Source organism: Brevibacillus parabrevis, assembly GCF_003710905.1.
GTDB lineage: Bacteria > Bacillota > Bacilli > Brevibacillales > Brevibacillaceae > Brevibacillus > Brevibacillus parabrevis.
In genome coordinates, this window is sequence record NZ_RHHV01000008.1 from 109,364 (window position 1) to 129,748 (window position 20,385).

Genomic DNA, 20,385 nt, shown 5'->3' on the forward strand with positions numbered 1-20,385 from the left:
GAGAGAAACATACGGAGGAGAGAGACATGAAAAAGAAACTACTTACCGCTGCTGCTTTGCTGATGCTGGTTGTTCCAGGGTTGGCCGCGTGCAGTAAGGACACGCCAGCAGCTTCGGATACAAAGACAGGCCAAACGACTACGCAAGCGGCCGCCATCAAGCAAGAAGTGACCGCCAACCTCAAAGGAGAGCCGTACACACTCGATCCGGCGTTCGCTTCCGACTCGACTTCGTACTGGGTGATCGACCATCTGTACGAAGGACTGTATCGCTATAACGACAAGGGAGAACTGGTGGAAGGCGCAGCCGAAAAAATCGAGATTTCCCCGGACGGAAAGACGTACACTTTTCACATTCGCAAAGGCTTGAAATGGTCCAACGGCGATGCGTTGACCGCCAAAGATTTCGAATTTGCCTGGAAGCGGGTACTGGACCCGCAAACAGCGGCATATGAGCCTTCTGCCCTGTACTACATCGAAGGCGCCGAGGAGTACAACACAGGAAAAGGCCCGCTGGACAAGGTGAAAATCTCGACGCCGGATGAATATACGCTCGTCGTCGGCCTGAAAAATCCGGCAAGTTTCTTCCCGAAAGTGGCGATTGGCCGCCCGTACTTGCCTGTGAACCCGAAAGTCGTGCAAGCGGACAAAAACTGGGCAGGAGAAGCGAAAAGCATCGTGACAAACGGCGCATACAAAGTTGGCGCCTGGGAGCACAACAACGAACTGACGCTGGCGAAAAACGACCAGTATTGGGAAAAAGATGCCGTGACTATGGAAACGGTGCATTTTAAAATGGTCAACGATGCCACGACCGCTTATCAAATGTACAAGACAGGCAAGCTTGATCTGATCGATACGTTGCCAACCGATGTGATCGAACAGGAAAAAGGCAAGGATGAGTACAAGGCAGTCGCTGACTTTGGCGTGTATACATACACGTTCAACACTTCCGCAGAACCGTTCAACAACGCGAAAATCAGACGGGCATTCACAATAGCAATTGACCGCGAGGCGATCACCAATAACATCACCAAAGGCGATCAAAAAGCGGCCTACGGCTACGTCGCTTACGGCGTGACCACGCCATCCGGCAAAGACTTCCGCGATGAAGTAGCGCCTTATTACAGCAACGATCCAGCCGAAGCGAAAAAGCTGCTGGAAGAAGGCATGAAGGAGCAAGGCTGGTCGACGCTCCCTGCCGTTACGTTGAAATACAGCACAGGAGAGACGCATAAAAAAGTAGCAGAAGCTCTGCAAGAAATGTTCCGCAAAAACCTGGGCGTAGAAATCAAGCTGGAGCACCAGGAGTGGAAGACCTACATCGATACGTACAAACAAATGAACTTCCAAATCGCGCGCATGGGCTGGACCGGATCGTATCTGGACCCGCTGGCTGTGCTGGAACTGTACACAAGCAAAAGCTCCAGCAACTTCACCAAATGGGAAAATGCGAAGTACGACCAGCTGATCGAACAGGCGAGAGTGGAACAGGATCAGGAAAAACGCAACAAACTTTTGCATGAAGCAGAAGATGTATTGATGGCAGAATTGCCGATCATTCCGGTCTACTTCTATACACAAAACTACTTGAACAGCAAAAAAATCGAAGGAATCCAGTACAGCGTGACGCGGGAGCCAGATTTCCGCCAGGCGAAAAAGGTAGCCGAATAAATCGTGCCCGCTGGCCCGGGACACGCAAGAAAACAAGGGGAGCCTCTCAAGTCAGGGAGGCTCCTTTTTCCTATGGAACAGACAAGCAGAGATAAGGCAATGTTGTGAAATAGTGTTTTCCTCCTAGTAGAATGAGGGTAATATATAGGTAGATAGAACCGTGTGCGAGAAAGCAATGGATCGTAGAGGGCGTGAGGAGAACGAGTGATGATGGATACGTGTTTCAAATGCGGAAGCAAAATGAATCCGAACGAATATAGCTGTCACGTCTGTGGTCAAAACGAAATGGAAGACTATCGGATGATTCGCAATTACGTGCGGAGTTATCCCAATTCGAATGCGATGCAAATTGCCAACGCGACGGGTATCTCCGTCTCGAAAATATTGCGCTACATCAAAAATGGCTCCCTGACCGTCGTGGACAATCAGTCGCGCAGAGGACGGCGTTTTGACTGAACCGGAGATGGACGAAAAGCCCGCACGCTCACATGTTTTGCGCATGTTGCAGCTTGCGGGCTTTGTTGTGCTTGTATGCTGGCGCTGGCTACAGCCACCGCAGTCCTTTCGGATAATGATTTTTCAACTGCCCCTCGGACTGTTTGCCCCAGCCGAGCGAAAAGCCGTCGACGGTGACAAGTGTCCAGCCGTTTGCTCCGTCTCTTGCGAGGGCTTCGCCTTTCAAATAGCGCACGACTTGCGGATCATCCGAAGCGTAGGAGGCTACGCGGGCTGCCTGTGCGGGTGTGCTGGCGAGCGCGAGCGCATGGGCTGGCTCCAGCCGATTTTTTTTCACGGTGCCGAGGTGGAGTCCGACGCGTGCGACCTTCAGCTTGTCCCAATCAAAGCCAGGCAGCGGCGAGTAGTAAAGCTGTTCGCCAAACAAAAGAAATGCGGACTCGTCCGCAAACTCGGCGAGAAGCTCGGGCATCGCTTCCTCGGCAAAAGCGCGCCAGGCCAAGAGCGCTTCCTTGCGTCCGGCGGGAGCGGTTTTGGCTTTTGCCGCGCGTTTGTCCTTGCGCTTTTCTGGTAGCTCGCTGGAGTCGGCATCGTGGCTTTTTTGCAGCTTGGCGAGGTAATGACCTTCCCCTTGCAAAAGGTGCGGCCACAAGCGCGCTGTCTTGCCGAGCGGCTCGCAGCGAGGATTGGCCCAGTCGGGTTGCCCCGGCGCAAACCATCCTGGCTCAGGCAGCTCCACGACCGTAAATTCCGGGTGACGGGTCAGGAAATCGACGAGAGACTGCTCATTTTCCAGCGGCGCGAACGTGCACGTCGAGTAGACTAGCGTTCCCCCGGGCTTGAGCATAGCACTGGCAGCGTCGAGAATGTCTTGCTGCATGAGGTGGCATTCTGTCACTTTGTCGGGCGACCAGTCTTCGATGGCTTCCGGCAGCTTGCGGAACATGCCTTCGCCCGAGCACGGTGCGTCCACGAGAATTTTGTCGAAAAACTGCGGGAAGCGCTCTTGCAATTTTTCCGGTGTCTCGTTGGTCACAACCGCATTTTTGACGCCGCAGCGCTCCAGGTTTTCCGCCAAAGCCTTGACGCGAACCGGATGGATTTCGTTGGCAACGAGCAAGCCCTGACCGTTCAGGCCCGCAGCGAGCTGCGTCGACTTGCCTCCCGGAGCGGCGCACAGGTCGAGAATGCGCTCCCCTGGCTGGGCGTCCAGCGCTTCGGCCGCAGACATCGCGCTTGGCTCTTGCAAGTAATACAACCCAGCGGCGTGATACGGATGTTTTCCGGGACGCTCCTGGTCTTGGTAGCGAAACCCGTTCACACACCAGGATACCGGCTCCAAAGCAAAAGGCGAGCGGGACAGAAACTGCTCGCGCGCGACTTTGAGCGGATTGACCCGCAATCCGTACGTAACAGGTTGGTCGTAGGATGCGAGGAACGCTGCGAACTCCTGGTTCAGCAGGCTTTTCATACGTTCTGTGAAGAGTCCGGGTAGATTTTGTGTCATAAATGCCTCCGTTGTCAGATTTTGGCCGCAAGTAAAAGGAAAAGCTAGAATCATGGCGAATCATAGAAAATGAGGTGAGAGCTTTTATGAAGGGATCCCGTGCAGAACGCTACCGCTCCCGGCGGAGGAACGACTCGGAAGTCAGCCGGTTTTGGATCATGGGGTTGCTTTTCTCACTGCTGGTGCTCGCTTTTGAATTCTTCATCGAAATTCCCGCCGATGCAGATTGGCTTGTGGATATGGAGATGGCTTTGTTTTCGGCCAGCTTTACTTTGCTCGCCTTTTACCTGCTCGGGCTTACCTTTGCCTTTTCCCGCCATCAAAAGGCAGGGAAGATCAATCACCAGATCATCATCTATGTATGGTTGGGGGCGATCTTGTTTCACCTGTTCCTGCTCATCAGCAACTTGTCCAATCAGCATGTGTACAAGGCAGGGATCATTCTATTTTTAGGGCCTTTGTTTTTGACTGTCTACCATTTTATCACGTACTTGTCCGCTTTGCGCGAGGAGCGTGAGGAGCAGGAGGCAGCTACGGCTGCTTCGCTGGAGCGCACGGCCTACCAGATGATTTTGGAGGGCGGCAAAGTGTACAGCGAAATCAGCCGGTTAAAAACAGAATATCCAGAAGTGGATCAGATGCTTCGAGCCAACGATTTTCACGATAGATTGGAGCGCTATGCCCTGGAAATGCAACAGTATTTGCAGGTCAAGCAATTTGAGCGCAAAGACGTGGAGTTGTTGGAGGGACATTACTATTTCTTGGAGAATTTGCTGAGTCTCGCCAAGCAGCACCCCGGGATCACCGAATCCCGCGCGTACTCTCGGCGAAAAGACATGTAAAGCGAAAAAGGAGAGGGAAAGCGGATGTTTTGGAAAAAGGACAAAGGACTTGCGGAAAAAGAAACAGCAGCAGCGGCAGCAGTGACAACCGTGACAAAAGAGAGCGCAGCACACCAGGCAGACACGTGGAAAAAGGAACTTCGCGGGTTATACGAGCAGATGGGCGCCATCATTTCGCAGCACAATGAAGTAAATGCTCAGCATGATGGGCTTGCCCGTCTGGCGACACAAATGAAAAACGTCGTAGAAAAAATTCAGGCCATCAACGAAAAAGACGATGAATCCGCCAACCAGCTCTCCATTCGTGGCGAGCGGTTGACGGCTATCTGCAAAGAGTCCGTAGAGCGTTCAGATGCGGGCAAAAAGGCGATGACAGAAGTCGTAGATGTCATGAGCCAGCTGGAAAAGGAATCGACGAACACATCCCGCTCCATGAGCCGTCTCGAAGAACGTTCTTCGGAAATTACCAGCATCGTTAAAGTGATCAGCGACATCGCCAACCAGACGAATTTGCTCGCGCTCAACGCAGCCATCGAGGCGGCGCGTGCGGGTGAACAAGGCCGCGGCTTTGCCGTAGTAGCGGACGAGGTGCGCAAGCTGGCGGAAATGACGGCCAATTCGACCAAGACGATCGCTGATTTGATTGGCAAAATCCAGGAAGAGACGAAGGAAGCGCTCGCCAACAGCGAGAAGAGCGGCAACGCGATCAAAAGCGGACTGTCCATCAGCAAGGAAGCATCGGAGAAAATGGAGGGCATCGCGCGTGCTTTCCACGAAGTCAACGGCGAAGTGGCAGGCGTGATGCAGATCATCCAGCAGCAAAAACGCTTTGCCGATGAGGTTTCCGGCCAGGTCAATGAAGCGCGGGACTTGCTGGACGGCTTGAACGACGATTTGATCGGGCACGTCAAAGAAGCGGGTGTGGTCGATCATCTTTTGCAGGCAAGTTTGAAGGAACTCAAAAAAGTATTGTCCTAATTCATTTTTTTAGAAACGAAAAGTCCCTCACCACAGTCTTTAAAGGTGAGGGATTTTTTTTATGGAAAAAAACACCTGGCAGTGTACGCCGAGCCGATCCAGCTTGGCAGCCATTCGTGATAGGCGGATATGGTTGGGCGCTGGCTTGCGGGAATAGGGTAAGCGCCAGTCGGAACTTGATCGAGTTGCTCAGGACGGCTGTTGTTGAGTCTGTGCGACGCGACATCGTGGGAGTCCTTTCGCGTTAGATGGTATCATTTTCAAGCTGATACAAGAAATGTTTGATTCGCAAGTATGAAATGGAGGAGTTTTTTTCAAACAGGAGGATGAGATGGTTAAAAAATTGAGCTTCTTGACTCTATTGATGGTGACGATTGCCGTATCTTCGTTTCTTTACGGTTCGGCTACGGCGCAGTTTTGGCAAAAGCCTGCTGAAAAAGCAACAACGAGCAAAGTAAATGGCGGTACTCTTTCCACGCGGGAGTTTGTCTTCGGCGAGGGCGAAGTGTATTGGAGCCAGCAGATCACAGGCAAGCAAGATAAGCAGCCGCACGTGATTACCGTTCCGATCCAGGGCAACAGCCAGAACATGCTGTTTCGCTATCGAGCCTACACGGAGGATAAACAGCCATATTGGCAATCCGTTTCGCTCGATCAGGTAAAAGAGCTGCCATTGGCTGCCGGATTCGTGGAAACAGAAGGGCGGTATATTTGGCTGGGAATGCCGACAGTATATGCCCACTTAGGCCAAGGCACGATCCAGGAACATATCGAGCTGGCCCTGCCAGTTGAAGTCAAACAGAAGGCAAAAGGGGTCGAGCTGGAAATCAAGCTGCCGATCAGGGCGGGGTATACAAGCGAGATGTGGGCGCTTGACTCCAGGGAACCGCTCGTGCCGTGGGGCGAGAAACATTATGACAAAATTTGGCTCGCACTCGATGTTTCGCAAAATGCGAAATGGTTGCAGGACGGCTATTACTATAAAAGTCCGTCCACCTATGTACCGACTTCGGATACTTCTTATTGGCGGATTCCAGAAAATTATGTATTGCGCTCCTTTTTGTACACGGGCGGTGCCAGAGCGGGAGAAAACATGGCATACGTCATGTTGAAGGCGAGCATGTTGCAGCAGGAGCCGGAGGGAGATTGGAAGACGCTGCCTCTTTCCCAATGGCTGAGCGACGATTACGGGATTCCCGAAGGCTTTTTTGACACGCGGTTTAACACAGGGGCAGCCGAATTGATGCTGCGGGGCTGCCAGAAATACAACGAAGAACAATTTTGCCAGGCGGCGCAAAAATATAGCGCGTATTTCCATAAATACGCGGCTGAACATCATTATTCCGCAGCAGGTGTAACGGAAGGCTGGCTCGTGGCCGATTATGCCCATCCGGCCAAGCCTGGCATTCAGACGCATGTGTCGCTCAACCATCAGCTGGCGGAAATCAATTACTTGTACAGCAGCTACCAGCAATTCGGCAATCCGACAGACAAAGATTTGGCTGATGTTATGCTGACAGGGGTCATTAACCTGGGAAGCAAATGGATTCTTCCCAACGGCGACTTGCACTATGCCTACTTCCCGAACGGAACTTTCGGAAGGCGGGACTATCCGACTTTGACTTACAACGACTTGGTAGAAACCCAGCGCTTGTATCAACAGCTTCACGGCATGGAGGAACCAACCATCGCTCAGCTGATCGCGAGCAAGCAAGTATGGATGCAAAAAAACAACATCGCGTATTCCCAGTAAGACACGGCAAAAAGGCTGTAGGAGAGGTTAGCTCCCGCAGCCTTTTGCTATGGAATCCTGCCTATTGCTTCTGAAGGGCAAACAAAGTCAGAAAACTGACAGCTTCTCGCAGCTCCACGCTCAAGCGCCCGGCGATATCCGGGGTAATGCCTTCCTTGTACACAGGCTCCTCCGCAAGCAGCACAAAGCCGTTTTCAGCCGCAAGCTGCTTGGCTTCCCACGGCATCATCGTATTTTGAATCGTATTTTCTTCATACAGCCGCCGATAGCTATGGGCGCGCGGGCCTGCTGTCGGGCCTAAAATACCGAGGATGAGAATCCCGCCTGGAGCGAGGACGCGATACAGCTCCAGCAAAGCTTGCAAGGGAGCGGGCGCAAATTCGACGACATTGATGGACATGACTGCTGCAAACGTGCCGTCTGCAAAGGGAAGCTTGCTGATATCTGCTGTCTGGAAGCGGACATTTTCCGGGAAAGCGGTTTGCCTGCTTTGGGCGAGACGAATCATTTCCCCGGCAATGTCGACCCCTTGGACCTGATATCCGTACTCGGCCAGCTTGCAGCTTGCGTAGCCATCTCCGCAGCCTGCATCCAGAATCGGCCCTTGTTCTGCCGACACATGGCGCTGTAAAAACGGGAGAATCGTGCTGCGGCTTCCTTTTTCCCACATCTGCTCGCTTCTTTTGTGCCAGTCGGCGGCAAACTCATCCCACTGCCTGGCAGCTTCTTTGCTCCATTGACCTGACAACTCTTCCACCTCCTAATGAAAGTGTGAACTGGCTTTATTGTACCAAGCGGGCGCTCAATTGCGTACTTTAATTGGTGAAAGCGTTTGAGCGTTTTCGCGTTGTTCCGTGTTCTTGCACGAGGAAGCGCTTCCAATGTAATCTCAATATAACGACAAAATAATCCCAATAAACCAAAAAGTAATAATTATTGAAAAAGAAGGAAAGCGGAGGGGTAGGCAATGAGCAATACCGATTTTTTCCCGATTCAGGACTGGGACTATTTGGAATTTTATGTAGGGAACGCTAAGCAGGCCATGCATTATTTTATAAAAGCGTTCGGCTTTGAAGCAGTAGCGTACGCCGGACTGGAAACAGGCTCGCGCGAAAAAGTTTCCTATGTACTCAAGCAAAAGCACATGACTTTTGTCATCAGTGGCGCTCTGACGCCTGACAGCCCCATCGCCGATTTTGCGAAAAAGCATGGAGACGGCGTCAAAGACGTTGCCCTCCGGGTGGACGACTGTGAGCAAGCCTACCGCGAAGCCGTCTCGCGCGGTGCGATCCCGATCATGGAGCCAACCGAGTACACCGATGAATTTGGTACGGTGAAAAAAGCGGTAATCGGAACTTACGGCGAAAACGTGCACTCTTTTATTGAACGGAAAAATTACAACGGTCCATTCCTGCCTGGTTATGTCGCTTATCAGGCTCCGGTCACAGGAGAAAGCACCGGGCTGATCGGAATCGACCACATCGTCGGAAACGTGGAAGTGATGGACGAGTGGGTTGGCTACTATCAGCGGGTCATGGGATTCACCGCTGTGCAAAATTTCAGCGAGGACGACATTTCCACCGAGTATTCGGCTTTGATGTCCAAAGTGATGCAAAGCGGTACGGGACGAATCAAGTTCCCGATCAACGAACCGGCAGAAGGACGCCGCAAATCGCAAATCCAGGAATTTCTTGAGTTCTACCAAGGACCAGGCGTACAGCACATTGCCGTGTTGACCAACGATATCATCGAAACCGTCTCCAAGCTGCGCGATAACGGCGTAGACTTCCTCACCGTGCCAGACACGTACTACGAGGATTTGAAGGAGCGTGTAGGCGAGATCGACGAAGATATCGAGGCGCTGAAAAAACTGGGCGTCCTGGTGGACAGAGACGATGAAGGCTACCTGCTGCAACTGTTCAGCAAGCCAATCGTCGACCGCCCGACTTTGTTTATCGAAGTGATTCAGCGCAAAGGAGCGCGCGGCTTCGGCAACGGCAACTTCAAGGCGCTGTTCGAGGCATTGGAGCGCGAGCAAGAGCGCAGGGGCAACCTGTAATACGTTCCATCGCCCAAGAAAAGCCATCTGTTGTGCACAAAAGCACGATGGATGGCTTTGTTTGTGTCTCGTTCTTTTATTCTGCTTAATCAGCCTACTCTGACAATTGTCTTGACCGCATCTTTGCCCGCTGTAGATAATGGAGCAAAGGCGGACGAGCCGGGGGTGGCCCCGCCCTGACGCAAGCGAAGAGGGTGAGCAGATGGATGTATTTTTGATGATTCCACTGGCGGAGCGTACAGCAGTTCTGATCGTAGTCGCTTTGTTGTTTACGCGCGTGCGGGCTTTCCGCAGCATTTTGAACCAGCAGGCGACCTGGCGGGAAAAAGCCGTGATGGTCGTGATTTTTTCCGCGATCTCGATTCTCGGGACGTACAACGGGATCTGGTATCAGGACGCGATCGCCAATTCCCGCGTGATCGGCACGGTGGTAGCCGGACTGCTGGCAGGGCCAGGGGTAGGGCTGATGACAGGGCTGGTTGCCGGCATTCACCGCTACTCGCTGGGAGGCTTTACGGATTTGGCCTGCACGATTTCGACGATCAGCGAAGGCGTAATGGCCGGATGGATTTATCAGTTTCGGCGCAACCGCAATCAGGAGATCGGCTGGACAACGGCGCTCGTCGTCGGGTTTTTGGCGGAGTGGATGCAGATGGGCATCATTTTGCTCGTCGCCAAGCCGTACGGGGATGCGCTTGCCCTCGTGCAGTCGATCAGTGTTCCGATGTCTGTGGTCAACTCGTTCGGCATCGCCATTTTGATCATCATTATTGACCTGGCGAAAAAAGAAGAAGACCGGATCGGGGCGCTTCAAGCGCAAAGAACGATGCGGGTAGCGGACAAGACGCTTTCCTATTTGCGGGAAGGATTGACCTACGAATCCGCGCGAAAAGTAGCAGAGGAAATTTTGCGCACGACGAGAGTGGCCGCTGTCGCGATCACCGATACACGCTGCGTGCTTGCCCATGTAGGGGCAGGCTCATCGCATCATGTGGTGGGAGAAGGCATCACGACGAAGGCGACCAAGGAAGTGCTGGAAAGAAAAATGCTGATGATCGCCCGGACAAAAGAAGAGATCGGCTGCAAGGAGTCGAACTGTTCGCTGCGCTATGCGATTATCGTCCCGTTGATGCGCAGACAGGAGGTTGCGGGCGTGCTCAAGCTGTACCAGGATCGCTCTCGCATGCTGTCGGCAGTCGATTTGGAGCTAGTGCGCGGACTGGGCAACCTGATTTCTACCCAGCTGGAGCTGGCCGAGCTGGAAAAGCAGTCGCGGCTGCTGGCAGACGCCGAGATCAAAGCGCTGCACGCGCAAATCAACCCGCACTTTTTGTTCAATGCGCTCAACACGATTGTCTCGTTTATCCGCTTCCGGCCCGAGCAGGCTCGCGAGCTGCTGATCCATCTCGGCGAGTATTTTCGCCGCAACCTGCACGATTCTAGCGGCTATGTCAGCCTTGCGGGGGAGCTGGAGCATATTGAAGCGTACTTGGCGATTGAACGGGCGCGCTTTGGCGAAAAGCTGCACGTCGAATACGACATCGAGGACGGGGTGGAACGCTATACAGTGCCCGGACTGATTTTGCAGCCGCTGGTGGAAAATGCGGTCAAGCACGGGCTGCTGCCCAAGCGCGAGGGCGGCACCGTTCAAATCCGGGCGCGAAAAATTCAGCCGGATACGCTCGAACTGACGGTGGCGGATGACGGAGTAGGGATGGATACCGACCCGTTTTTACAGGCGAAGACGCCAAACAGGGAGCGGCGGCGTCTGTCGGGAATCGGTTTGGCGAATGTGAAAAGCCGGCTTGCCTCCATATACGGCGAGCCATACGGAATCGTCATCCAGAGCAGTGCAGGGAGCGGGACGACGTGTACGATACAATTGCCAATAGGAGTGAGTAGTAGTGCTAAAAGTGTTCATCGTGGATGACGAGGCACCTGCGCGAGAAGAGTTGCGCTATTTGCTGGAGCAATTTTTTGAGGTGTCGGTGATTGGCGAGGCTGCCAGCGGCGAGGAAGCGATCGAGTCAGTCATGCAGCTGGAACCGGATGCCGTCTTTTTGGACATTCACTTGCAGGATCGCGATGGCGTCGACGTAGGACAGGAGCTGTTGGAGTCGATGGTGAGGCCGCCCGTGATCATTTTTGCCAGTGCGTACGAGATTCATGCCGTTCGCGCGTTTGAAACAGAAGCGGTCGATTACATCGTCAAGCCGTTCAGCGAGGCGAGATTGGAAAAGACGGTGAACCGCGTCCGGAAAATGCTGCGGACGATGGAAGCGCCTGCCGAGGCGGTCCGCTTTTCCGAGGAGCAATTGCAAAGCCTGCTGCAAACCGTGCTGGCTGATCAGCAGCCCCGCCGTGTTCCCGTCGAGAAGAACGGGAAAATCATGCTGATCGATCCGAACGAGATCGTCTTTGCCACACTGGAAGGCAGGTATGCGAGCATTTACACCCATTGCGAGCAATACGCCACCAGCTTTACTTTGCAAGAATTGGAGAGCAGGCTGTCGCGCCAGCAGTTTTTTCGGACGCATCGGGCGTTCATCGTCAATTTGGCCAAGACGGCGGAGCTGGTTCCGTGGTTCAAAGGCTCGATTCATCTGGTCATGCAGGACAGCCGCAAAACAGAGGTGCCCGTCAGCCGCAATGTCGTGAAGGAGTTGAAGAAGCGGTTGGGGTTTTGACGCGGCGAGCAGAGGGCGTAGCGATTATGCGCCATACAATCGGGTGAGCGCATGATGAGTGCGGCTATCTACCTGTCGCCCAAGTACGTGCCAACAAAGCATTCCATCGCAAGACGCGAGGAACTGGCGTCAATCGTCCGTATACTGCTCAAGTCGGCTGGCGCCTGGACTGTCGTTCGGGCGAAGTGACAGCCGGAGCTTGCAAAAAAAGCCCCCTCTCCCGCACGGAAAAACGTGTCGGGCAGAAGGGGCTTTTTGGCAAGCGGAAATGCTTGTTTAGAACGGTTGTTGATCCTGCTTCTTTTTCGTCAGCAGGAAGCCGCCGACGAGAATCAGCAAAAGTCCGATAGTTCCTCCGATTTGCGTCGACAGGAAGTTGGCCATCAAAAACACGATCGCAACAATCGTCAGGATGGCGATGGGAATGAGCAGCGCTGCCCTGCGGCCGCCAAACACGTACAGCTCGAACAGTCCCAGCGCCGGCCCGAGCAAGAAGAAAGGCCACGTATGGCTCATGTCTCCGTCCGCAAACACCGCGCTGAAAAAGAACAGCGGGGCATAGACGAGCAAAATGCCGCCGGGAACGAGCAGCCCGGCACGATGAGGCTTGGGGTCCATGAAGAAAAACAGATGAAAGCCGATAGCAGGGATGAGCAGAAAGGCAGGCCACAGCTTGTCAATGGCCAGGGGGATGCCGAGGTAGGTCGTCAGTACAAAAATGGCGCCGATTCCAATCAGCAAATAGCCTCCGATTTGTCGCATGAACGTGTTCTCCTTTTGGGTGGGAATGGCAATTATGTCTAAGTGTAACACGATTGGCGGGAGCGTGGATCGGCCTTGCGACGGAGGGTGTCTCAGACTGCAGCAGCCTCTTTCGCCGGAGATTGCGAGAGAGGCTGCCAGTTCTGAATCGATTTATCCGATATAATACTTCAACGCAAACAGACCGATCACGACAAAAATCAGGCTGACGGCAAAAATCTTGATGCTCTTGACCGTGCCCTGAATCATTTCCATTTCTTTTTTGCTATATTTCATAGTTAGACGACGCTCCTTTTCCGGATAGTTACATGGTCCGAAAAAGAGCGTTGTCCAAAAAACGCGACCCGAATTTGAGCGGCATCAGCTTGAGCCAGTGCAGTCTTTTTTGCACGAGGAACAGCAACAGTTCGAGCAGGAAAACTAGCAAAAACAGAACCGTCGCTGGCGGTTCAACCAGGATCGCCCGAGAGAGTCTGAGGTCGCAGGAAGCGATCGGTGCAGGCGGACGGTAGCCAGCCCAATGAAAAATCCCCTGATGGGCGGGGGTATATGTAGCAGAGTCATCTGCGGATGTCCATTCCGTTGTCAGCGAGCCCGTGGGCAACAGGCACACGCAGGCAAGCAAAAGAGCTGCCAGCCATGTGCGGACCAGAGCGGAAGAATGCGCCAGCATGGGGTACCTCCGTTTTTGCATCATCCAATTCCTTACGTTTACGAACGAGGCGGGAAAAGGTTTCGGATTGGGAAAGAAAATGTATGCGTTTTCGCTCAAACGGATATGTTGCATCTCGTGCATGGTTTTGTACGGTTCAGCCATTTTTTGTTCTGTGAGGAAACCCCTTCGTGATACCTTGTACCAAGGTGAATTGCCTGAATTTTGGATAAATGGAAAGGGGCGACTCGAATGAAAAAATGGCTTCTCTCTCTCCTGATTTGGGGCGGGATTGCCGCTTTGGGTGCGGTTGGCTTCGGGATTATCGCGCTCAGCCGTGGAGAATCAGTCAATTCCTTCTGGTTGCTGACCGCTGCATTTTGTACGTATGCGGTTGCTTATCGCTTTTACAGCCGATTTATTGCGCGAAAAATCATGGGGCTGGATGACAAGCGGGCGACACCTGCCGAGGTGAACAACGACGGCAAAGATTTTGTGCCGACGAACAAGTGGATCTTGTTTGGGCACCACTTCGCCGCGATTGCCGGAGCCGGGCCGCTGGTAGGTCCGACTTTGGCGGCACAGATGGGGTATTTGCCAGGGACGATCTGGATCATTGTCGGGGTCGTCATCGGCGGGGCAGTACAAGACTTTGTCATTTTATTCGGTTCCATGCGTCGCAACGGGAAAACGTTGGGGCAGATTGCCAAGGAGGAGATCGGTCCGGTCGGCGGCGTCCTCGCCTTGGTAGGAATTATTGCAATTATGGTCATTTTGATTGCCGTTTTGGCGATGGTTGTTGTAAACGCTCTCGCGGAATCTCCGTGGGCTACTTTCACGATTTTCATGACATTGCCTATCGCGATTTTGATGGGCCTGTACATGCGCTACATTCGCCCCGGACGAGTCATGGAAGGCTCGCTCATCGGTTTGGCGCTGCTGTTTTTCTCCCTCTGGCTGGGCCAGCTTGTCGCTGCATCGCCAACGTGGGGGCCAGCTTTTACGTTCAGCAAAGTCCAGCTCGCCTGGATGATCATCATTTACGGCTTTATCGCTTCCGTCTTGCCAGTCTGGCTGCTGTTGGCGCCGCGTGATTACCTCAGCTCGTTTTTGAAGGTCGGCACCATCGCTGTGCTCGCGGTAGGCATCGTGTTGACGCTGCCGCCGCTGCACATGCCAGCTCTCACCAAGTTTATTGATGGAACGGGCCCGGTTTTTGCAGGCAATCTGTTCCCGTTCTTGTTCATTACGATTGCGTGCGGGGCGGTGTCCGGGTTCCACGCCTTGGTCTCATCCGGTACGACACCGAAGATGATCGCCAAAGAATCGCATGCTCCGCTGATTGGCTACGGCGGCATGCTGATGGAATCCGGCGTGGCGATCATGGCGATGATTGCCGCGTGCGTCTTGACTCCCGGCGTTTACTTCGCCATCAACTCGCCTGCTGCCGTCATCGGCGTCGATGCTGCGGCCGCCGCGCAGACGATTACAGGCTGGGGCTTTACCGTGTCGCCCGATCATTTGACGACGCTTGCCAACGACATTCAGGAAAAAACCATTTTGTCCCGGACAGGCGGAGCACCGTCTCTGGCTATCGGCATGGCGACGATCTTCTCCGGCATTTTGGGCGGAAAAGCACTGATGGCGTTTTGGTACCACTTCGCGATTTTGTTTGAAGCGGTGTTCATTTTGACGACGATTGATGCGGGAACCCGGGTGGGCCGCTTCATGGTTCAGGATATGCTCGGCAACGTGATCCCGAAAATGAAGCAAGTCAACTGGCTGCCGGGGAACCTGATCGGCTCGGCGATCATTACATTCGGCTGGGGTTACTTCCTGCTCCAGGGCGTCATGGACCCGCTCGGTGGCATCTACACGCTGTGGCCGCTGTTCGGTATCGCCAACCAGATGCTCGCCGCGATCGCCTTTACAGTCGGCACGACGCTGATTTTCAAAATGGGCAAGGCCGCTTATTCGTGGGTCACGCTTGTGCCTATGGCGTGGTTGACGACTGCTACCTTGACCGCAGGCTGGCAAAAGCTGTTCCATGCCGATCCGAAAATCGGCTTTCTCGCTCACGCAGACGCTTTCCAGAAGGCGTTGGATTCCGGAACGCTGCCAAACGGGGTAAAGACGATCGAGGCCGCGCAAAAAATGATCATGAACGACCATATCGACGCAGCGGTGTGCGCGATTTTCATGGTCATCACCGCGGGGATTATTCTCGATGGAGCGCGGGTGTGGATCAACATCCTGCGCGGCAAGAAGTATCCGCTGCACGAGTCGCCGTACATCGAGTCCAAAGGCGTTGTGATTGACGGCAAAGGACATCATGTCGCATGAGGCGAAAGTGGAGGGAGATGCGCAAGGCATTGCGGCGGGTCAGCTCTGCGATCAAAACGATTTTCGGCATGCCGGACTACGACCGCTACCTCAAGCATTGGTACGAGACACACGGCGCGCCGGGCATTTTCCCGATGACCGAGCGAGAATACTACATGTACGCCCTGCAAGAGCGCTTTGAAAAAGGCGGGGTAACGCGCTGCTGCTAGTTTGCAACGTCTGTAACAAAAGGTGCCCCTGTCATCAGCAGATGGCGGGTGGGCACCTTTTGTACGCGGTGAACAAGACGCAAATTCAAGTGTGAGCGCAGATTTTGCGTGTGGTGTATCAACAGGTAAAGTATGGTACACTAAAAAGAAAGTCAAGTTTTAGGTGGCGATATGCGTGCAAGCATCAACTCTGGCGGCGCTAAAAGAGCTGGCTCTGCAATGCGCCCGTTCAGCGGGTGAGCTGAGTCTGAAGCGAATGAAAGAGCCTTTTACCGTCGAATATAAGACGTCTGCCTCCGATCTTGTCACAGCAGTAGATAAAGAAGTGGAGAAGCATGTCATCAGCATGATTTTGAAACGCTTTCCCGATCACGGGATTTTGGGGGAAGAGAGCACTTTTGCGCAAGACCCCGCACAGTTCGAGACACTTTGGGTCATCGATCCCATTGATGGAACGACCAATTACGTGCACCAGCAAATCAATTTTTCCGTTTCCATTGCCGTTTATCATAAGGGAGAGGGCCTGGTTGGAGTGGTTTACGATCCTTCCCGCGACGAGCTGTTTTACGCGGTGAAGGGCGAAGGGGCGTACTTGAACGACCGTCCGCTTCATTTGGACCGCATCGTCAGTCTGGAAGAGGCGCTTTTGTGCACGAGCGTGTTCTGGAACAAGCGCGCCGAACAGATGGGCATTGACTTGATCGTCAAAAAGCTCGCGGGAAAAGTGCGCGGGATGCGCCTGCTCGGCAGCGCGGCCCTGGAGATGGCTTACGTGGCGGCAGGCAGGCTGGACGGCTATGTGAGCCTTTCGCTCAATGCCTGGGATTTTGGCGCGGGGCGAATCCTGGTGGAAGAGGCAGGAGGCCGGGTCACGACCATGACGGGCACGCCGCTTCCTTACAACGAAAAAAGCAGCGTAATGGCCTGCAACCCGACTTTTTACGAAGAATTGCAGCAATACCTGCATGTGGCGGAAAATACGCAAACCGATTAGGGGAGCAACACATCGGACAAAACCCACTGGACACAGGCTGCCAGTGGGTTTTGTCTAGGCGAGCGCCGCAAAAGGTGCCTTTCGCGGGGCTTGATGCATATGCTACAAAAAAGCGAGCAGAGCACAAGAGAGCACAAATCGTCAGGCTTTCCATGGAGAAGGCTTGTCTCATAAAAGGGGGAAAGAGTGTGGCTGCCAAAACCTTGATGGCTGACAGTGTACGGTTGATCTTGCAGCACCAGGCGGCGAGTGGAGCGTATCTCGCGTCACCTGGCTTTCTCCACTATCAATACGCCTGGCTGCGCGACGGGACGTTCACGGCGTATGCGATGAATCGCGCAGGGCAACATGACAGCGCTTCCCGCTTTTATGAATGGTGCGGAGATGTCATCGTCAGGCATGAACAAAAGGCCAGAGCAGCCATTTTGGCCGTACAGTCAGGCAAGTGGGATGGCAAAGCAGGCAACGAGCTGTTTTTGCACACGCGCTACACCGTGGATGGCAAAGAAGTGGCGGGCGAGTGGGGCAGCTTTCAACTCGATGGCTATGGGACATGGCTGTGGGGGGTGTCCGAGCATGTCCGGATGAGCGGGGAGCAAGCGATCATCGACAGGCTCGCCCCGGCGATTGAGCTGACTTTGGACTACTTGTCTGCCTGCTGGCTACTGCCCAATTTCGACTGCTGGGAGGAATGGGGCGAACGGATTCACCCTGTCACGCTCGCAGCCGTTTTTGCCGGAGTCAAAGCGATGGAGCGGCATCTGCTCGAGCGCGCATCCGAGCTTGCGCTTTTGGCGGACCGGATTCGTCAGTACGTGCTTGAGCATGGGACGGCAAACGGAAAATTCCTCAAATCTGTCGGCAATCACGCGGTAGACGCCAGTCTTTTGTGGTTGGCATTGCCGTACGGCCTGGTCGAGGTGACAGACCCGCTCATGGTGAAAACGGTAGAGGCGATCGAGCAAGAGTTGCTGTTCGGCTGCGGCGTGCATCGGTATGCGGCGGATACGTACTACGGAGGAGGACAGTGGCCGCTTTTGTCTGCCTGGCTTGGCTGGTACTATGTGCGTGCAGGCAAAACGGACAGGGCACAAGAGATTTTGGACTGGATTGTCGCCAAGCAAGCAGCGGCGGGACTGCCTGAACAGGTGCAGGAGCATTTGCTGGCGCCTGAGCAGTATGCGGCATGGATAGAGAGGGCTGGTCAGCCTGCGGTTCCCCTGTTGTGGTCGCACGCGATGTTTCTCGTTCTTGCTGCTGAGCTTGGCCTGCTTGAGTCTGGAACGTAAAACGCGGCACTCCTGGGCGGGAGGCCGCGTTTTGTTTGCGGAGGCTTGCTTTATTCTTTTTGCCAGGCAATCGACAGCGAGTTGTGTTGTCTGTACGTGATGACAAAGCGCACCTTGTTGTGAGAAAGCACCTTGTCCTCCGGGCCTTGCTTCATCTCGCTGATGGTAGCCGGAAGCTGGGGAGGAGGCTCGATTCCGAACTGGCGGAGCACATCCATGGCGATTTGCACCGCAGTCTGGTTTTGGATGTCGTTAATGTCAATTTTGGTCAGCCCGGCCAGACGCTGGTCTTGTTCGTTTTTGAAGCCGTGGAAATCGGGGCCCAATTCGGAAGTATCGTCAAAATGAACATAGAGGACGGCCTGCGTGTCGTCTCCATCCTGTTCGGTTGGCGTGATTTCGCGTTGAATGGTTCGGAACATGCTGTTTACTCCCGGCTGGTATCGTTCCACAAAATAGCCCGGGTATTGAAAAAGCACCGTGTACAGTTTCTCTTCTTTTGGATCGGCGAATTGCTGGCCAGAGAGCGTCGGCAATTTTTGCGGATCGCTAGGTTGTTGGGGACGAACCTTTAATTGTTTCAAGCCATTGCTTTTGAGCTTCTCCAAAAAGGCGACGGCTTCTGCCCGTGTCAAATAGCTTTGGCCTTGGTAAGACTGGATGCTGGCCTGCCCCGCTGCTTTTCCGCTGGCATAGCCTTTGGCAAGCAGGTAGTGAACGGCAAAATCGCCATGATAGTTCTCGCCATCGGCACCCGCGATGATTTCGGCTACCTCGTATCGGGTAATCGGTCGATCCCGGTACAAATACTTGTTGCGCTCGAAGCGGGACAAGTATTGTTGCTGCAAAGTTGAGTAAGGGTAGTGATAAGGCGCCAAAGCGTCATAAATGGGATCGGCCCAGTGTAGGGCTTGCTTTTGGCTTGGCGGAATCTGGATGCGATAAGTCCGGGCCAGCATGGTGAAAAAAGCGGCGACGGTAACGTGCTCCTCCGGGGCAAAGCGATTTCCCGGATAGCCTTGCACAATGCCTTGCTCGACGGCGCGTGCAATCGTATCTTTGGCCCAGTGTTGTTCAGGCACGTCGGTGAAAGTTGCCGCCCTGGCAGGCAAAACGGACAGCGTGGCAAACAAGACAGCCATGATTGCCAGCAAATAAGGTTTCATTTTTCAGTCACTTCCTTTGCTGTTTGCAAGCGTTAGTGGAAAAGGCGACAAGCCCGTTCATTTATACGCACTTGACTGGTAGAAAGTTACAATGGAGCATCCGCTTTTATTTGCTGTTGAGGAAGCTTTTTGTTCACGGCAAGCAGCACGCCTGCAAGTGTCACAACACCGCCCGCGATGGACAGCCAGGAAGGAACCTCGCCCAACCAGCCCCAGGCGATCAAAAAGGACAGGGCAGGCGTCAAGTAAAGGGAGCTGGTCGCTTCCTTCGTGCCGACAGCCGAAGTGACGTAAGCCAGAGCCAAATAGGCGACGACGCTCGGAAAGATGCCCAAGTACAGGACACTTTGCGTGACAGCCCACGGGGCGGACAAAATAGCGCTCCCAAGCCCCGGCAAAAAAACGAGCATGAACAGCGTGCCTGCCCAGAGCGTATAGGCAGTAAACGCGAAGACGCCGTATTTTTCTACATAGTTTCGCTGAAAGGCAAAGTAGATGCTCTCACTCACTGCTGCCAACAAAATCAAGAATATTCCGTTATTAAAAGACAAGGAGCTGTCGGTTCCTAGCGAACAAACAACGACTCCCGTGAAAGCGATCAGCGCCCCAATCCAGCCTCGCACCCCACAGCGTTCCCGGAAGAACAGAAAGGCAAACAGGGCAGAAAAAATCGGGGTAGTCGTCACAAACAGGCTGGCAACTCCGGCGCTGACCGTCAACTCGCCGATATTGAGTGCCGTATGGTAAACGGAAAAGCCAAGCCCTCCGAGCAGAAAGAGAGCGGGAATGTCTTTTTTCGCGGGAAGCGGCAGGCGAAGGAAAGGAGCAAGCACCAGCAAAAACGCAGAACCGATCAAAAACCGCAGCAACGACAGATGCTCCGGCGAATACCCTTGCAATCCGACGCGAATGCCTGCAAAAGCAGATGCCCACAGCACCAGGCTGACGCCGTGAGCGGCCAACACTCGTCCTTTGGAATTGGAATAAGCCGACACGTGTACAACATCCCCTCGCT

The 20,385-nt window shown here is 53.9% G+C and carries 20 protein-coding genes; 13 read left to right on the top strand and 7 right to left on the bottom strand.

The genetic code is table 11. The features are described from left to right. The first annotated feature begins 26 nt into the window (after nucleotides 1-26). Together EDM60_RS10130 and EDM60_RS10135 are read left to right on the top strand one after the other, a co-directional pair. Nucleotides 27-1,673 (top strand): peptide ABC transporter substrate-binding protein, encoded by a 1,647-nt coding sequence (locus EDM60_RS10130; RefSeq protein ID WP_122963872.1) that lies wholly within the window; start codon nucleotides 27-29, stop codon nucleotides 1,671-1,673. A gap of 207 nt (nucleotides 1,674-1,880) precedes the next feature. Further along, nucleotides 1,881-2,129, top strand: coding sequence for a hypothetical protein (locus EDM60_RS10135; protein WP_217365125.1), 249 nt, complete (start codon nucleotides 1,881-1,883; stop codon nucleotides 2,127-2,129). Between the two features lie 88 nt (nucleotides 2,130-2,217). Here EDM60_RS10135 and EDM60_RS10140 read toward each other — a convergent pair whose 3' ends face one another. Beyond that, a complete protein-coding gene (locus EDM60_RS10140) occupies nucleotides 2,218-3,636 on the bottom strand; it encodes an RsmF rRNA methyltransferase first C-terminal domain-containing protein (protein ID WP_122963874.1) in 1,419 nt (472 codons plus the stop codon). 86 nt (nucleotides 3,637-3,722) lie between these two features. Here EDM60_RS10140 and EDM60_RS10145 point away from each other — a divergent pair, with 86 nt between their 5' ends. The 3 genes from EDM60_RS10145 to EDM60_RS10155 all read left to right on the top strand — a co-directional run bounded on the left by EDM60_RS10145 (nucleotide 3,723) and on the right by EDM60_RS10155 (nucleotide 7,209). After that, the gene (locus EDM60_RS10145; RefSeq protein ID WP_122963875.1) at nucleotides 3,723-4,478 is read left to right on the top strand and encodes a hypothetical protein; all 756 of its coding nucleotides are present in this window, start codon (nucleotides 3,723-3,725) and stop codon (nucleotides 4,476-4,478) included. A 24-nt stretch (nucleotides 4,479-4,502) separates the two neighbouring features. Further along, nucleotides 4,503-5,456 (top strand): methyl-accepting chemotaxis protein, encoded by a 954-nt coding sequence (locus EDM60_RS10150; protein WP_122963876.1) that lies wholly within the window; start codon nucleotides 4,503-4,505, stop codon nucleotides 5,454-5,456. A 331-nt stretch (nucleotides 5,457-5,787) separates the two neighbouring features. Then, the gene (locus EDM60_RS10155; RefSeq protein ID WP_122963877.1) at nucleotides 5,788-7,209 is read left to right on the top strand and encodes a hypothetical protein; all 1,422 of its coding nucleotides are present in this window, start codon (nucleotides 5,788-5,790) and stop codon (nucleotides 7,207-7,209) included. A 61-nt stretch (nucleotides 7,210-7,270) separates the two neighbouring features. Here the strand turns inward: EDM60_RS10155 and EDM60_RS10160 are convergent, their stop codons facing one another. Beyond that, entirely contained in the window at nucleotides 7,271-7,957 is a 687-nt protein-coding gene (locus EDM60_RS10160) for a class I SAM-dependent methyltransferase (protein ID WP_122963878.1), read from the bottom strand. A 219-nt stretch (nucleotides 7,958-8,176) separates the two neighbouring features. Here EDM60_RS10160 and hppD point away from each other — a divergent pair, with 219 nt between their 5' ends. The 4 genes from hppD to EDM60_RS29410 all read left to right on the top strand — a co-directional run bounded on the left by hppD (nucleotide 8,177) and on the right by EDM60_RS29410 (nucleotide 12,144). Beyond that, nucleotides 8,177-9,268, top strand: coding sequence for a 4-hydroxyphenylpyruvate dioxygenase (gene hppD, locus EDM60_RS10165; RefSeq protein ID WP_122963879.1), 1,092 nt, complete (start codon nucleotides 8,177-8,179; stop codon nucleotides 9,266-9,268). Between the two features lie 202 nt (nucleotides 9,269-9,470). Continuing rightward, entirely contained in the window at nucleotides 9,471-11,198 is a 1,728-nt protein-coding gene (locus EDM60_RS10170; RefSeq protein ID WP_122963880.1) for a sensor histidine kinase, read from the top strand. Beyond that, nucleotides 11,173-11,955: a LytR/AlgR family response regulator transcription factor gene (locus EDM60_RS10175; RefSeq protein WP_122963881.1), complete on the top strand. Its 783-nt coding sequence runs from the start codon at nucleotides 11,173-11,175 to the stop codon at nucleotides 11,953-11,955. Before EDM60_RS10170 ends, EDM60_RS10175 begins: the two co-directional genes overlap by 26 nt. Nucleotides 11,956-12,009: 54 nt before the next feature. Next, the gene (locus EDM60_RS29410; protein WP_267901853.1) at nucleotides 12,010-12,144 is read left to right on the top strand and encodes a hypothetical protein; all 135 of its coding nucleotides are present in this window, start codon (nucleotides 12,010-12,012) and stop codon (nucleotides 12,142-12,144) included. 87 nt (nucleotides 12,145-12,231) lie between these two features. On the opposite strand, the gene EDM60_RS10180 is transcribed toward EDM60_RS29410, so the two are convergent. From EDM60_RS10180 to EDM60_RS10185, 3 genes are all read right to left on the bottom strand, one after another. After that, nucleotides 12,232-12,717 carry an LPXTG cell wall anchor domain-containing protein gene (locus EDM60_RS10180; RefSeq protein ID WP_122963882.1) on the bottom strand — a complete coding sequence of 162 codons (486 nt, stop codon included), beginning with the start codon at nucleotides 12,715-12,717 and terminating at the stop codon, nucleotides 12,232-12,234. A gap of 153 nt (nucleotides 12,718-12,870) precedes the next feature. After that, entirely contained in the window at nucleotides 12,871-12,993 is a 123-nt protein-coding gene (locus tag EDM60_RS29415; protein ID WP_255679119.1) for a hypothetical protein, read from the bottom strand. A 28-nt stretch (nucleotides 12,994-13,021) separates the two neighbouring features. Then, entirely contained in the window at nucleotides 13,022-13,390 is a 369-nt protein-coding gene (locus EDM60_RS10185) for a hypothetical protein (protein ID WP_141254201.1), read from the bottom strand. Between the two features lie 231 nt (nucleotides 13,391-13,621). Here EDM60_RS10185 and EDM60_RS10190 point away from each other — a divergent pair, with 231 nt between their 5' ends. The 4 genes from EDM60_RS10190 (at nucleotide 13,622) to EDM60_RS10205 (ending at nucleotide 18,204) form a co-directional block, all read left to right on the top strand. Then, nucleotides 13,622-15,712, top strand: coding sequence for a carbon starvation CstA family protein (locus tag EDM60_RS10190; RefSeq protein ID WP_122963884.1), 2,091 nt, complete (start codon nucleotides 13,622-13,624; stop codon nucleotides 15,710-15,712). Then, the gene (locus tag EDM60_RS10195) at nucleotides 15,709-15,921 is read left to right on the top strand and encodes a CstA-like transporter-associated (seleno)protein (RefSeq protein ID WP_063227988.1); all 213 of its coding nucleotides are present in this window, start codon (nucleotides 15,709-15,711) and stop codon (nucleotides 15,919-15,921) included. Before EDM60_RS10190 ends, EDM60_RS10195 begins: the two co-directional genes overlap by 4 nt. 175 nt (nucleotides 15,922-16,096) lie before the next feature. After that, nucleotides 16,097-16,915, top strand: coding sequence for an inositol monophosphatase family protein (locus EDM60_RS10200; RefSeq protein ID WP_122963885.1), 819 nt, complete (start codon nucleotides 16,097-16,099; stop codon nucleotides 16,913-16,915). Between the two features lie 188 nt (nucleotides 16,916-17,103). Further along, a complete protein-coding gene (locus EDM60_RS10205; RefSeq protein ID WP_233454147.1) occupies nucleotides 17,104-18,204 on the top strand; it encodes a glycoside hydrolase family 15 protein in 1,101 nt (366 codons plus the stop codon). Between the two features lie 50 nt (nucleotides 18,205-18,254). Here EDM60_RS10205 and EDM60_RS10210 read toward each other — a convergent pair whose 3' ends face one another. After that, nucleotides 18,255-19,370, bottom strand: coding sequence for an S-layer homology domain-containing protein (locus EDM60_RS10210; protein WP_122963886.1), 1,116 nt, complete (start codon nucleotides 19,368-19,370; stop codon nucleotides 18,255-18,257). 86 nt (nucleotides 19,371-19,456) lie between these two features. After that, complete coding sequence (locus EDM60_RS10215; RefSeq protein ID WP_122963887.1) at nucleotides 19,457-20,365, bottom strand: DMT family transporter; 909 nt, start codon at nucleotides 20,363-20,365, stop codon at nucleotides 19,457-19,459. Nucleotides 20,366-20,385: the final 20 nt, after the last annotated feature.

Coding starts and splice junctions, on each gene's coding strand:
- EDM60_RS10150 (WP_122963876.1), top strand. CDS start 4,503: ATGTTTTGGAAAAAGGACAAAGGACTTGCGGAAAAAGAAACAGCAGCA.
- EDM60_RS10155 (WP_122963877.1), top strand. CDS start 5,788: ATGGTTAAAAAATTGAGCTTCTTGACTCTATTGATGGTGACGATTGCC.
- EDM60_RS29415 (WP_255679119.1), bottom strand. CDS start 12,993: ATGAAATATAGCAAAAAAGAAATGGAAATGATTCAGGGCACGGTCAAG.
- EDM60_RS29410 (WP_267901853.1), top strand. CDS start 12,010: ATGAGTGCGGCTATCTACCTGTCGCCCAAGTACGTGCCAACAAAGCAT.
- EDM60_RS10180 (WP_122963882.1), bottom strand. CDS start 12,717: ATGCGACAAATCGGAGGCTATTTGCTGATTGGAATCGGCGCCATTTTT.
- EDM60_RS10170 (WP_122963880.1), top strand. CDS start 9,471: ATGGATGTATTTTTGATGATTCCACTGGCGGAGCGTACAGCAGTTCTG.
- EDM60_RS10185 (WP_141254201.1), bottom strand. CDS start 13,390: ATGCTGGCGCATTCTTCCGCTCTGGTCCGCACATGGCTGGCAGCTCTT.
- EDM60_RS10195 (WP_063227988.1), top strand. CDS start 15,709: ATGAGGCGAAAGTGGAGGGAGATGCGCAAGGCATTGCGGCGGGTCAGC.
- EDM60_RS10190 (WP_122963884.1), top strand. CDS start 13,622: ATGAAAAAATGGCTTCTCTCTCTCCTGATTTGGGGCGGGATTGCCGCT.
- EDM60_RS10140 (WP_122963874.1), bottom strand. CDS start 3,636: ATGACACAAAATCTACCCGGACTCTTCACAGAACGTATGAAAAGCCTG.
- EDM60_RS10135 (WP_217365125.1), top strand. CDS start 1,881: ATGATGGATACGTGTTTCAAATGCGGAAGCAAAATGAATCCGAACGAA.
- EDM60_RS10210 (WP_122963886.1), bottom strand. CDS start 19,370: ATGAAACCTTATTTGCTGGCAATCATGGCTGTCTTGTTTGCCACGCTG.
- EDM60_RS10130 (WP_122963872.1), top strand. CDS start 27: ATGAAAAAGAAACTACTTACCGCTGCTGCTTTGCTGATGCTGGTTGTT.
- EDM60_RS10145 (WP_122963875.1), top strand. CDS start 3,723: ATGAAGGGATCCCGTGCAGAACGCTACCGCTCCCGGCGGAGGAACGAC.
- hppD (WP_122963879.1), top strand. CDS start 8,177: ATGAGCAATACCGATTTTTTCCCGATTCAGGACTGGGACTATTTGGAA.